Source organism: Candidatus Magnetaquiglobus chichijimensis, assembly GCF_045865675.1.
Lineage (GTDB): Bacteria > Pseudomonadota > Magnetococcia > Magnetococcales > Magnetaquicoccaceae > Magnetaquiglobus > Magnetaquiglobus chichijimensis.
In genome coordinates, this window is the sequence record NZ_BAAFGK010000004.1 from 588,270 (window position 1) to 599,954 (window position 11,685).

Consider the following 11,685-nt stretch of genomic DNA (forward strand, 5'->3'; position numbering starts at 1 on the left):
CTGATCCGACTCTTTCGCACCTTTCGACGTCGGCGGATTCTGTCTGCCATGTCGTCGGATTCGACGACATGGCAGGGAATCCTGGAACGCTACCCGCTGTTCGCGGGGCTGGATGCGTCGCAACAGAGGACGTTGCGTGGGCTCGCGGAGATCTTTTTGCATGAGAAGCGGCTCGATCTGGCCCAGGGCGCGCGACTGGACGAGAAAGAGCGTCTGTTGCTGGCCGCAGTGGCCTGTCTGCCGGTACTGGCGTTGGGACTCGATCCCTACGACACCTGGCAAACCCTGATCGTCTATCCGCGCACCTTCGTGCCACGCCGTTCCGAAACGGACGAGGCTGGCGTGGTCCATCCCATCGGACCTCGGGTGGGCGAGGCGTGGCCGCATGGTCCGGTGCTGGTGTCGTGGCGCGATCTGGAACGCGATCTGGCCGGTGAATGGGATTACGCCATGAACGTGGTGATCCACGAGATGTGCCATCAGCTCGATCACGGCAATGGTGGTTTTGACGGCATGCCGGCATTGCCGTCCGGGATCGCCTCTTCGCGGTGGATCCGGGTTTTTTCCGAGGCGTTCGCACGTTTGGAGGAGGCCGAGAAGCGGCGCGAGGAGACCTTTCTGGATCCTTATGCGCTCGAGGCGCCCGCCGAATTTTTTGCCGTGGCGTGTGAAACCTTTTTTGTGGCGCCGGAGGATCTCAAGGAGGGGTATCCGGAGGTGTACGAACTTTTGAAAATCTATTTTCGTCAGGATCCTTGGACGCGCATGAACGAAGGGGGGAGAGGATGATCACGTTGGAAGCGTGTGTCGGCCATACGCCGCTGGTGGATTTGACCCGCATGACCGCCCCTTTCGCGGGTACGCGGATTCTGGTGAAGCTGGAGGGGAACAATCCTGCCGGTTCGGTGAAGGATCGGGCCGCCTTGAGTCTGTTCAACGGTGCCGAGGAGCGGGGAGTCCTGAAACCCGGCGCGCGCATCATCGAGCCGACCAGCGGCAACACCGGCATCGCGTTGGCGATGATCGCGGCGCGCAAAGGGTACAAGATCACCCTGGTGATGCCGGAAAACATGACCCTGGAGCGTCGGGCGATCATGAAGGCCTTCGGCGCCGATCTGGAGTTGACCTCCGAGGCGGGGAGCATGGAGGGGTCCATCGATCGGGCGCGGGAGATGGTGGCGGCGGGCGAGGGGTTGATGTTTGATCAGTTCTCCAACGACGACAACTGGCGGGCCCATTATCGCACCACCGGACCGGAGATCTGGGCGCAAACCGACGGACAGGTGACCCATTTCGTCAGTGCGATGGGCACCACCGGCACGATCATGGGGGTGTCGCGCGCCTTGAAGGAGCGCAATCCGGGGGTGCGAATCATTGGCGTGCAACCGGATGCCGAATCGCGCATTCCCGGCATTCGTCGCTGGCCCAAGGCGTATCTGCCGAAGATCTTCCAGCCCGAGCGGGTGGACCGGATTCTGGATGTCAACGAGGAGGAGGCCAGGGAGACCACCCATCGTCTGGCGCGGGAGGAGGGGATCTTTGCCGGCCATTCGGCGGGTGGGGCGGTGGCGGCGGCGTTGCGTCTGGCCGGTGAGTTGACCGAACCAGGGGTGATTGTGGTCGTTCTGCCGGATCGTGGGGATCGCTATCTCTCCAGCACGTTGTTCTGATCGACCGGTTCCGCCTGGGCGCGCCGGTCACAAGGGGGCCTGGTGCACGGGGGCGCGTCGGGTGGGCGGAATTGAAGTGGATGGCATGGGGTTGTGTTTTTTTTCTTGACCGGATCCGCGTTCTTCAATACTATATGCGGATTGATTGCGCGCGATAAGTGCATCATGGGTCGTTAGCTCAGTTGGTAGAGCAGCTGACTCTTAATCAGCGGGCCGTAGGTTCGAATCCTACACGACCCACCATGATTTCAAACATTGAGAGCCGCCTGCAAGGTGGCTCTTTTTGTTTTGGGGGGCGGGCGCGTTTGGGGGCATCGGACCGCGTTTGAGTCCGCCTGACAGTTCGGATGCGATTCACGCGCGGTGCTTTGGGTCGTTGAACGGACTGGGGTGATCCAATCATGGACTATTCATCGATTCTGCAAGCGTTGCAACAGGCCAGTCTCTTCGATCTGTACCGTCTGCGGGTCGGGATCGACAACATGCTCGATCAGCCCGACCGGTTGCAACGGGTCCGGCAACGCATGCAACCCGGCATGACGATCACCTGGTTCGACGGTCGTCAGAATCGCCTGACCGAGGCCATCGTGGAAGAGGTGCAACGCACCAATGTTCATGTGCGCGACAAGGAGGGTGGCAAGAAATGGCGCCTGCCCTTGTATATGGTCAATCTGGCGGGCGCGGACACCGATATTCATGCCGGGTCCGGAGCCGAAAAACTGGACAAGAATCAACTCAAGGTCGGCGATGCGGTTGGGTACCGCGATCGTCAGAACCGCGAGGTCTATGGCACCCTTGTCCAACTCAACCCCAAGACCGCCACCGTCGTGACCCGAACCGGGGAGCGATGGCGGGTTTCGTATGGGATGCTGTTCAAGGTCATGGATGGAGAGGGGCGGCACGAACCGGATGCAGGCTGGATCGAGGGGGAGATCCTGCAATCCTGACGATGTTTTTGTTGCCAAACTGGCCCATCATCGTGTCGGCCTGACGCGGGCCTGCTGGCCTGGTCGCGGGGTGGATGACCGGTTGCGCCGCTCGTGGCAGCGTGAGCCGGCTGGAGCGCGGTCAGAGTCGGGCATTTTCAGGGGATTCGACACAAGAGGTTGCATCGGGTGGGGCAGGTCGCTATAATTATCTGCTGATTTGTGGATCCTTTGAAGGCGGGAATGGCTGATCGGTTCGGGAGAACGGCCTTCGATCCTTCCATTCCCTCCAAAAGACGCGGATTGTCTGGCCCATGACCATCGAAAAAATGCGCATCTTCTCCGGCACCGCCAACCTTGAGTTGGGACGCCGCATCGCCGAATATCTCTCGGTGCCCATGGCCAATGCCACGGTCCGGCGGTTCGCGGATGGCGAGATCTTCATCCAGATCGACGAGAACGTCCGGGGGCGCGATGTTTTCGTGGTGCAGCCGACTTCGAATCCGGCCAACGACCATCTCATGGAACTCCTGATCATGGTCGATGCCCTGCATCGCGCCTCGGCGGGACGGATCACCGCGGTGATCCCCTATTATGGTTACGCGCGCCAGGATCGCAAGGAGGCCGGACGCACCCCGATCACCGCCAAACTGGTGGCCGATCTGCTGCACGCCTCGGGCGTCAAGCGCGTCCTGACCCTCGATCTCCACGCCGGGCAGATCCAGGGCTTCTTCAACATGCCGGTGGACAACCTCTACGCCACCCCCGTGCTGCTCGCTGCGGTGCGCAAGTGGGGGATCGAGGATGCGGTGGTCATCTCCCCGGACATCGGTGGCGTGGTGCGGGCCCGCTCCTACGCCAAACGGTTGCATGTCGATCTGGCCATCATCGACAAACGGCGTCCGGCGCCCAACGTGGCCGAAGTCCACCACATCATCGGTGAGGTGGAAAACAAACACTGCATCATCGTCGATGACATGGTGGATACCGCCGGAACCATGATCAAGGCCGCCGAGGCGCTCCTCGCCCACGGCGCCCTGTCGGTCTCCGCCGTCTGTTCCCATGGCGTGTTGTCGGGCGTGGCGGTGCAACGGATCCAATCCTCGGTGCTCGCCCGCCTGCTGGTCACCGATACGATCCAGTTGTCCCCCGAGGCCCTGTCCTGCCCGAAAATCGAGGTGCGCAGCGTGGCGCCCCTGCTCGGCGAGGCGATTCGACGCATCTGTGACGAGGAGTCGGTCAGTTCGCTCTTCGTATGATTTTTTTGCATACTGTTTCGATTGGATCATCTTTTCTTGGGAGTTTCAACCATGGCGATCATTCAGGCACAAACCCGTGAAGGTCTCGGCAAGGGGGCTTCACGCTTCTTGCGCCGCCAAGCCCGTGTTCCTGCGGTTCTCTACGGCGGAACGCGGCAGAACCGGAATCTCTCCCTGGACCGGAAGGAGTTGCTCAAGCTCCTCGAGACCGAGGGCTCCGGTCTGCGCACCCACCGTCAGGACATGGTGATCGATGGCGACGTCCGCGTCGCGGTCCTGCTGCGTGACTATCAGATCCATCCGATTTCCGGCATGCCCGAGCATGTGGACTTCATGCGCTTCGATCCCAACCAGATCATTCAGGTCGAGGTTCCGATCCGCCTCAAGGATGAGGAGATCTGCGTGGGACTCAAGGGCGGCGGCATGCTGGATTTGATCCAGAAAGAGGTCGAGGTGCAGTGCCGCGCCGACGATCTCCCGAACTTCCTGGAGGTCTCCGTGGCCAAACTGGAAATCGGCGATGCCATCCATGTGCGTGATCTGCAACTGCCCGAGGGCGTGCACATCAACGCCGAGGACAACTTCACCGTGGTCACGGTGGTGGGTGTCCACGGCGAAGCCGCCGAGAACGCGGTCGCCGGCTGAGCGCCTGAATGAATACTCCGTGGGGCTCCGGGTCGGGGCTCCTCGGGTGGGAGATGGGGGAAAAGATCCCCATCATGCCGGTTTGGTGAATCCCGGATGCGCTCGGGGGTGCGAACGTGAAGCTGTTGGTGGGGCTGGGCAATCCCGGCGCGACCTACGCCCGGACGCGCCACAACCTGGGGCAGGATCTGCTCCTTGAAATGATCCGTCATTTCCAGTTCCCCTCCGGGGGCAAACGGTTCGGCGGACAGTTCGGGGATGGGCGCATCGATGGGGAGCGGGTGTTCTGGCTGATCCCCGAAACCTACATGAATCTCTCCGGTGAGGCGGTGGGCGCGCTGGCCCGTTTTTACCGCCTCACCCCGGAGGATATCATCGTGCTGCACGACGACGTGGATCTGGCCTGCGGCAAGGTGCGCATGAAGGTCGGCGGCGGCAACGGCGGACACAACGGCCTCAAGTCGATCCAACAGCATCTGGGATCCCCGGATTTCACCCGCATTCGTCTGGGCGTCGGGCGTCCCCCTTCGGGTGTGGATACCGCCCAATTCGTTCTGGCCGGCTTTTCGCCCGGCGAACATCCCTTGCGTGACCATATGTTGACCTACCTGCCCCCGGTTTTGCCGTTGATTCTGAACGGCGATCTCGCCGGGGCGATGAACCGCTACAACCTTTCCCAACTTCCCGCACCCCCAGGTAAAAAGGACTCCCCATGGCCGTGAGATGTGGCATCGTGGGACTGCCCAACGTGGGCAAGTCAACCATTTTCAATGCCTTGACCGCTGCTGGCGCCGAAATGGCCAACTATCCGTTCTGCACCATCGAGCCCAATCAGGGCACCGTGGCGGTGAACGATCCGCGTCTGGATGCCCTGACCGCTCTGATACGTCCCAAGCGGAAACTTCCGGCGGTGATGGAATTTCTGGACATCGCCGGTCTGGTGCGTGGCGCGAGCAAGGGGGAGGGGTTGGGCAATCAGTTCCTCGGCCATATTCGTCAGGTGGAGGCCGTGGCCCATGTGGTGCGCTGTTTCGTCGATGACGACATCACCCATGTGCACGACAAGGTGGATCCGGCCCGTGACATCGACATCATCGACACCGAGTTGATGCTCGCCGACATGGCCAGCCTGGAGAAGCGTCACAAGAGCATCGTGCAGAAGGCCCGATTCGGCGACAAGGAGTCCAAGGATCTGGTCACTTTGTACGAATCGCTCATGGCCGGACTGGACAACGGCATTCCGGTGCGGCGTCAGAAGCTGACCGAGCCGGAGAAGCAGTCGATCCGGGATCTGTTTCTGCTTACCGCCAAGCCGGTGATGTATGTGTGCAACGTCGCGGACACCGATGTGGCAACGGCCCAGGAATCCGGAAACCATCCGCTGGTGGATGCGGTGCGTGCCATTGCCACTGCCGAGGGGGCTGGTGTGGTGGCGATCTGTGGCAAGATCGAATCCGAGATCGCCGAGTTGAATCCCGAGGAGACCCGTGCCTTTCTGGACGATCTGGGTCTGGAGGAGTCCGGGTTGGACCGCATGGTCCGTTCCGCCTATCATCTGTTGGGGTTGATGACCTATTTTACCGCCGGGCCGCAGGAGACCCGTGCCTGGACCATTCCGCAGGGGTCAACCGCCTACGATGCGGCGGGTGCGATCCATTCGGACTTTCAGCGTGGCTTCATTCGTGCCGAGGTGATCGCCTATCAGGACTACATGAGTGCCGGTGGTGAGCAGGGCGCCAAGGAGCGTGGATTGTTGCGGGTCGAGGGGCGGGACTATCTGGTGGTGGATGGGGATGTGATGCATTTCCGGTTCAATGTGTGATGCGGGATCAACCCGCCTCGCCTCTGGCAGTCTGTTCTGTCGCTGCCCTGGTTTGACGTTTTGCAAAAAACGCACGTAACGATTCAGGTCCCCCCTCTATTACGGGGGGCCGGGGGCGATTATCGCCCCCGGTGGGGTTCGGGGCGAAGCCCTGAGGTTTGGCTTTTATGACGTTGACTTTGCCTTTCGCGCGCTTTTACGATAAGAATTTTTCGCGGTTTTTGCGAAAAATGCGCAAGCGCGCGCCGTCCTTTGTACATTCCCCCGTTGACCGCAGGGAAACGGGGGAATGTGAATTTGCATGAGGGGGTGGTGAATAGTTACAGATTAAGAAAGATAAAAGCTTGAGAAAATCATAGGCAAAACCTCGGAGGCTCTGCCTCCGAACCTCCGCCTGGGACCTTCGGCCCCCGGTCCCCCGCAAACGATTTTCGCCGGGGAGTTTCGGCCCCGCCCCGGTTCCCTGCAACGATTCAACCATCCGCCATGATCAGGCCGGCAGAACACGATTCCAGATCAGAAAGTCGCTCAAGGTATCGATCTCACCCTCACCGCTGATGATCTCGGCCAGAATGACAAGCAACTCCGGCTGGGCATGACCATCCTTGACCGCCCGTTGGCAGTTGCAGCGCAGATCCCATCCCGGCGAACGGGCTCCGGCCAACAGAAGTTTCTTGACCCGTGCCAGGGCGGTGTCGAAACGCTTGGAATCGTGGGCCAGAACATAAAACCAGAGTTCCAGGGAGAGGACCGGGTTGGCATCGCCAAGCAGGGTGATGGCCCTGTCCAGCAGGGGCAGGGCTTCGGCGTGTCGTCCCTGACAGAGCAACAACTGCACGAAATTGCTCAACCGGTGAATGTTGTTCGGATCGACGTCCAACGAACGGCGGAAAAGATCCTCGGCAGCTTCGTGGTTGCGGCGCAGATTCTTCATGAACAAGGCGAAATTGCCCAGATGATTCGAATCGTGCGGATCGGCCTCCAGGGCGCGATGATAATACTCCTCGGCGGCGTCGTAGTCGTGGCGAATGTTTTTCATGAACAGGGCGAAGTTGCCCAGGTGCGCCGCGTGGTTGGGATCGATCTCCAGCGCCGCGCGGAAATATTTTTCCGCCGCGTTGTGGTCGTGCCGCACATTTTTCAGGAACAGGGCGAAGTTGCCCAGACTGTTGGCATCCTGTCCATCCAGGGTCAGGGCGCGCCGGTAGAGATTCTCCGCCAGATCGTCATCGCGCCGGGTGTCGTGGAGGAAAAAGGCATAGTTGGCCAGCACCGAGGCATCCTGTTCGTCGGCGCGCAGGGCGCGGCGGAACATCGCGTCCGCTTTGTTCTCATCCCCGCGGATTTCGTGCAGGAAAAGCCCCAGATTGCCCATGTGGATGGCATTGTTGGGTTCGAGTTTCAAGGCCTGGCGGTAGTATGTTTCCGCCTCGTCCGGCGCGCGGCGCGCATCGTGGAGGAATGCGGCGAAGTTGGCCAGATTGGTGGCCTGGTTCGGATCGACCCCGATGGCGTGGCGATAGAGGGCCTCGGCCTGGGCAGAGTCGCGCTTGACCTCGTGCATGAAGAGGGCGAACTTGCCCAACAGCTCGCCGTTGTTGGGTTCCAGTTCGACAGCCTGACGAAAGAGACGTTCGGTCAGCTCGAAATCCCGGATCACCTTTTCGGCGACGAACCGCTTGGCCAGCAACTCCGGGACGCCGGAGGGGTTGGGATCTTCCTTTTCGGGCACCCAGCGGATCTCGTCCGAGGCCAGGATCGGTCCCAACCGGGCCAGAAGCTCTTCAGCCCCCTCGGAGAGGTGCGGTCCCGGACTCACCGGACCGCTCTCTTCGGCCTCGTCCATGCTGGTGGGATGGAACTCCAGGGTGGCGATTTCGCCCGCCGCGGGTTGCCAATCGACGAGGGTGGCCGGATCGGTGGGCACCCCGGGACCGGCGATGCGCACCTCGAAGCCGTGCAGTCGCAGAAAGACCCAGTGGTTCCAGGTCTCCTGGGATTTTTTCGTCACCTTGCGACCGGTCAGGAAGGCGGCGATCGTGGCCAGTCCGTGCAGAAGCCCCAGGGAGTGGTGGGCATGGTGGTCATGCACCGGATGGGATGAGATGTTCATGTTTGGTCCAACCTTCCCAATGAAGATTGCAAGGCAAGCCCGTCGGAGGTTCCAACTCAGGAAGCGGGCGATCCCTTGTGAGCCTGGGCGGTCCGCCGCGCTTCACGCTGTTTGATCTCGTTCCAGAGGCTCCGGTAGGCGTTGGCCTCCTGGCTGTCACGGGCGTAGGAGAAGACCGGCGACCGTTTCACCCCCATGGCCTCGATGATGTTGGACTCGGGGATGATCGATTGCAGAAAGATCGGATGCTTGCCGAAGACGTTGCGGGTCACCACCCGGTGGATCGGTTTGTGCTCGTTGATCATGTTGAAGAACGGCAGAACGTGCAACCGGTTGGCGCGCCGCTTGACCAGAAACTGGACCAGGCTGTTGTAGGCGCGCAGCGACAACGGGGTGGGGATCAGCGGCACCACCAGCAGGTTGGAGATGTGAAAGACGTTTTCGGCCAGGATGCCCATGCCCGGCGGGCAGTCGATGAAAACGTGGTCATAATGCGACTCGAGGCTTTTCATCAGTTTGTGGAAGGCGGTGAGGGGTTTGGAACGCTGATCGATCTGCGCCTCCATGTGCCGGTAGGAGAGGTCTGCGGGCAGCAGATCGAGATTCGGGAATCCGGTCATGCGCAGGGAGGATTTCACGTCGGGATGACCGCCGAGGATCTCCTTGGCGCCCCCCTTCACGGAAGGTTTCACGCACAGATAGAAACTGGTGCTACCCTGGGGATCCAGATCCCAGATCAGGGTTCGGGCCCCTTCGGACGCGGAGAGGTAGGCCAGATTGACGGCGGTGGTGGTTTTGCCCACGCCGCCTTTGATGTTGTACAGGGAATAAATCTTCATACGCGAACTTGCGCTCCTTGCGTGAATCCATTCCGATCGTCGATAGGGAACGGGAGGGGAGGGTAGAAAAGGAAATTATATCGGCATTGTTGGTTGAAAGAAAGGCGTCAATGTGGGTATTCTTGTCAGAATGGGTTTCGTCAAGTCGCGATTGCAAGAATAATCAACGGGGAGGAGACTTATGAAAGTAGCCGTGGCCTATGCCGAGGATCAACGTCAGGTGGTGTTCAACCTGGATGTGGACGATGGGACCACCGCCGAGGCGGCGATCCGTCAATCCGGTGTGCTGGTTCGTTTCCCCAAGCTCGACCTGGGGGTGAACAAAATCGGGATTTTCAGCAAGATCGTGCCCTTGGAACATGCTTTGTCCGATGGGGATCGGGTGGAGATCTACCGCCCGGCGCTGGGCAAACCGCCCAAGAAGGAGCGCCCCGTCAAGGGTGCCGCCGCCGAGGGGACGGACGAGGCGTGAGTTCCGCATGGCCCGGGGCGACCCGCTATCGGTTGACTCTGGAGTACGACGGGGGCCGCTTCTTCGGCTGGCAACGCCAGGAACCGGGAACCAGGACCGTGCAGGGGGTGGTCGAGGAGGCGTTGACCCGCCTCTGCGGCCATCCGGTGCTGCTCGTGGGGGCGGGTCGCACCGATACCGGGGTGCATGCCCTGGGTCAGGTGGCCCACTTCGATACGCTCAAACCTCGCGAACCCGAGGTGTTCCGTCGGGCGCTCAACGTCCTGACCCCGCCCGAGGTGACGATCCTGGACGCGGCCCTGGTCCCCTCCGTTTTCAACGCCCGGAGAGCCGCCTGGCGCGAATACCGCTATCGTGTTCTGCCGCGTCGCGCCGCCTCGGCACTGGAGCGCGATCGGGTCTGGCACCATCCTGGCGCCCTGGACCTCGACGCGATGAACCGTGCCGCGCGTTATCTGGTGGGAAAGCATGACTTCTCGGCGTTCCGTTCCGCCAACTGCCAATCCCTGACCCCGGTGCGCGAGGTGCACAGGGCGGAATGGATCCCCATGGGCGAGGAGATCCATTTCGTCATCCGCGCCAATGCGTTTCTCTACCACATGGTGCGCAACATCGTCGGAACCCTGGTTCTGACCGGACGTGGCAAGTGGTCCGAGGAGCGGTTCGTGACGGTGTTCACCGGACTCGACCGGCGGGCCGCCGGTCCCATGGCGCCGGCCCACGGCCTCTATCTGTCGCAGGTCCATTACCAGACCGCGATCACACTTCCTTAAAACGGATTGAGGTGTGGCTCGGGATCGTTTATAGTCACTTTCGAGCCGAATTATTTTGGGCCAAGGAAATTATCCCCTGGAGGAAGTCATGACGATCAAAAAGACCGAAGGCGTCTTACTGTTGGGCATCGATTTGGGAACGGCGCGCACCGCGGTCATGAGCAATCGCCAGTTCAGGGCGCTGGTCCATACGGTCGTGGGTTTCCCCAAGGACATCATCGGGGTGAAGATCCTCAACCGCACCCAGGTCATCGGCGTGGAGGCGATCGAAAAACGGGCCATCCTGGATCTTTACCACCCGTTGCAGGACGGCGTGCTCAAGGAGGCCAGCGAAAAGGATCTCGACGCGGCCCATGAAATCCTGCAACACGTCGTGGAACTGGCCCAACCCAAAACCGGCGAGCGCATCTGCGGCATCATCGGCGTTCCGGCCAGGGCCTCGGGTTCGGACAAGAGCCAACTTCTCAAGATCGCCAAGGAGTTCATGGACGTCGCCATGGTGGTCTCCGAACCGTTCATGGTGGCCTACGGTCAGAACCGTCTCAACAATGCCATCATCCTGGACGTGGGCGCCGGCACCATCGACATCTGCGCCATGCGCGGCACCGTGCCTGGTCCCGAGAGCCAGATGAGCATCTTGAAGGGTGGCAACTACATCGACGCCCTGCTCGAAACCGCCATCCGCGACGCCAATCCCGGCGTGCAGGTGGATCGCTATCTGGCCCAGGGAATCAAGGAGCGCCACGGCTTCGTCGGCGAGACGCAACAACGGGTGATGGTGCCGCTGCGCATCCAGGGCAAGCCGGCGGACGTGGATGTCACCGAACCTCTGCGCATCACCTGCGAAACCATCGTCGCCGACATGGTGGAGGGGATCAAGCGCATGCTGCTCCAGTTCGATCCCGAAAGCCAATCCCAGGCCCTCGCCAATCTGTTGCTGGCCGGGGGCGGGTCGCGCATTCGCGGCCTGGGCCCGATGATCGAATCCCAGTTGCGGGATTATGGCCAGATCCGGGTCACCCTGGCCGATGATCCCGACTTCGCCGGCGCCGAGGGGGCCCTGAAACTGGCCACCGAACTCCCGACCGAATATTGGGATCAGATCGGCGAAGTGATCGGAGCCTGACAGCCACCAGGACTATCCGTGGCACTCCCGAACGTGGCAC

General features: G+C 61.2%; 12 protein-coding genes and 1 tRNA gene. 11 read left to right on the plus strand and 2 right to left on the minus strand.

Annotation, left to right across the window (positions count from 1 at the left end):
- The first annotated feature begins 3 nt into the window (after positions 1 to 3).
- The 8 genes from ACOY6C_RS06945 (at position 4) to ychF (ending at position 6,322) form a co-directional block, all read left to right on the plus strand.
- Complete coding sequence (locus tag ACOY6C_RS06945) at positions 4 to 789, plus strand: M90 family metallopeptidase (protein WP_420906095.1); 786 nt, start codon at positions 4 to 6, stop codon at positions 787 to 789.
- The gene (cysM, locus tag ACOY6C_RS06950; RefSeq protein WP_420904757.1) at positions 786 to 1,670 is read left to right on the plus strand and encodes a cysteine synthase CysM; all 885 of its coding nucleotides are present in this window, start codon (positions 786 to 788) and stop codon (positions 1,668 to 1,670) included. Before ACOY6C_RS06945 ends, cysM begins: the two co-directional genes overlap by 4 nt.
- 167 nt (positions 1,671 to 1,837) lie before the next feature.
- A tRNA-Lys gene (locus tag ACOY6C_RS06955) sits at positions 1,838 to 1,913 on the plus strand.
- Between the two features lie 158 nt (positions 1,914 to 2,071).
- Positions 2,072 to 2,617, plus strand: coding sequence for a hypothetical protein (locus ACOY6C_RS06960; protein WP_420904758.1), 546 nt, complete (start codon positions 2,072 to 2,074; stop codon positions 2,615 to 2,617).
- 299 nt (positions 2,618 to 2,916) lie between these two features.
- Positions 2,917 to 3,855, plus strand: coding sequence for a ribose-phosphate pyrophosphokinase (locus ACOY6C_RS06965; RefSeq protein WP_420906096.1), 939 nt, complete (start codon positions 2,917 to 2,919; stop codon positions 3,853 to 3,855).
- Positions 3,856 to 3,906: 51 nt separating this feature from the next.
- Positions 3,907 to 4,500: a 50S ribosomal protein L25/general stress protein Ctc gene (locus ACOY6C_RS06970; protein ID WP_420904759.1), complete on the plus strand. Its 594-nt coding sequence runs from the start codon at positions 3,907 to 3,909 to the stop codon at positions 4,498 to 4,500.
- 116 nt (positions 4,501 to 4,616) lie between these two features.
- The gene (pth, locus tag ACOY6C_RS06975; RefSeq protein ID WP_420904760.1) at positions 4,617 to 5,222 is read left to right on the plus strand and encodes an aminoacyl-tRNA hydrolase; all 606 of its coding nucleotides are present in this window, start codon (positions 4,617 to 4,619) and stop codon (positions 5,220 to 5,222) included.
- Complete coding sequence (ychF, locus tag ACOY6C_RS06980) at positions 5,213 to 6,322, plus strand: redox-regulated ATPase YchF (RefSeq protein WP_420904761.1); 1,110 nt, start codon at positions 5,213 to 5,215, stop codon at positions 6,320 to 6,322. The genes pth and ychF overlap by 10 nt, the downstream gene beginning before the upstream one ends.
- Positions 6,323 to 6,812: 490 nt before the next feature.
- Here ychF and ACOY6C_RS06985 read toward each other — a convergent pair whose 3' ends face one another.
- Together ACOY6C_RS06985 and ACOY6C_RS06990 are read right to left on the minus strand one after the other, a co-directional pair.
- Positions 6,813 to 8,435, minus strand: coding sequence for a hypothetical protein (locus tag ACOY6C_RS06985; protein ID WP_420904762.1), 1,623 nt, complete (start codon positions 8,433 to 8,435; stop codon positions 6,813 to 6,815).
- Between the two features lie 56 nt (positions 8,436 to 8,491).
- Complete coding sequence (locus tag ACOY6C_RS06990) at positions 8,492 to 9,274, minus strand: ParA family protein (protein WP_420904763.1); 783 nt, start codon at positions 9,272 to 9,274, stop codon at positions 8,492 to 8,494.
- Between the two features lie 181 nt (positions 9,275 to 9,455).
- Here ACOY6C_RS06990 and ACOY6C_RS06995 point away from each other — a divergent pair, with 181 nt between their 5' ends.
- From ACOY6C_RS06995 to mamK, 3 genes are all read left to right on the plus strand, one after another.
- Positions 9,456 to 9,746 (plus strand): RnfH family protein, encoded by a 291-nt coding sequence (locus tag ACOY6C_RS06995; RefSeq protein ID WP_420904764.1) that lies wholly within the window; start codon positions 9,456 to 9,458, stop codon positions 9,744 to 9,746.
- Positions 9,743 to 10,519, plus strand: coding sequence for a tRNA pseudouridine(38-40) synthase TruA (gene truA / locus ACOY6C_RS07000; RefSeq protein WP_420904765.1), 777 nt, complete (start codon positions 9,743 to 9,745; stop codon positions 10,517 to 10,519). Before ACOY6C_RS06995 ends, truA begins: the two co-directional genes overlap by 4 nt.
- Positions 10,520 to 10,607: 88 nt before the next feature.
- Positions 10,608 to 11,645, plus strand: a complete 1,038-nt coding sequence (mamK, locus tag ACOY6C_RS07005; protein WP_420904766.1) for a MamK family actin-like protein — start codon at positions 10,608 to 10,610, stop codon at positions 11,643 to 11,645.
- The last annotated feature ends 40 nt before the right edge of the window (positions 11,646 to 11,685 follow it).

Excerpts from the sequence above, each read along its gene's own strand:
- cysM (WP_420904757.1), top strand. The coding sequence starts at position 786 with ATGATCACGTTGGAAGCGTGTGTCGGCCATACGCCGCTGGTGGATTTG.
- ACOY6C_RS06960 (WP_420904758.1), top strand. The coding sequence starts at position 2,072 with ATGGACTATTCATCGATTCTGCAAGCGTTGCAACAGGCCAGTCTCTTC.
- ACOY6C_RS06970 (WP_420904759.1), top strand. The coding sequence starts at position 3,907 with ATGGCGATCATTCAGGCACAAACCCGTGAAGGTCTCGGCAAGGGGGCT.
- ychF (WP_420904761.1), top strand. The coding sequence starts at position 5,213 with ATGGCCGTGAGATGTGGCATCGTGGGACTGCCCAACGTGGGCAAGTCA.
- ACOY6C_RS06985 (WP_420904762.1), bottom strand. The coding sequence starts at position 8,435 with ATGAACATCTCATCCCATCCGGTGCATGACCACCATGCCCACCACTCC.
- ACOY6C_RS06990 (WP_420904763.1), bottom strand. The coding sequence starts at position 9,274 with ATGAAGATTTATTCCCTGTACAACATCAAAGGCGGCGTGGGCAAAACC.
- ACOY6C_RS06995 (WP_420904764.1), top strand. The coding sequence starts at position 9,456 with ATGAAAGTAGCCGTGGCCTATGCCGAGGATCAACGTCAGGTGGTGTTC.
- mamK (WP_420904766.1), top strand. The coding sequence starts at position 10,608 with ATGACGATCAAAAAGACCGAAGGCGTCTTACTGTTGGGCATCGATTTG.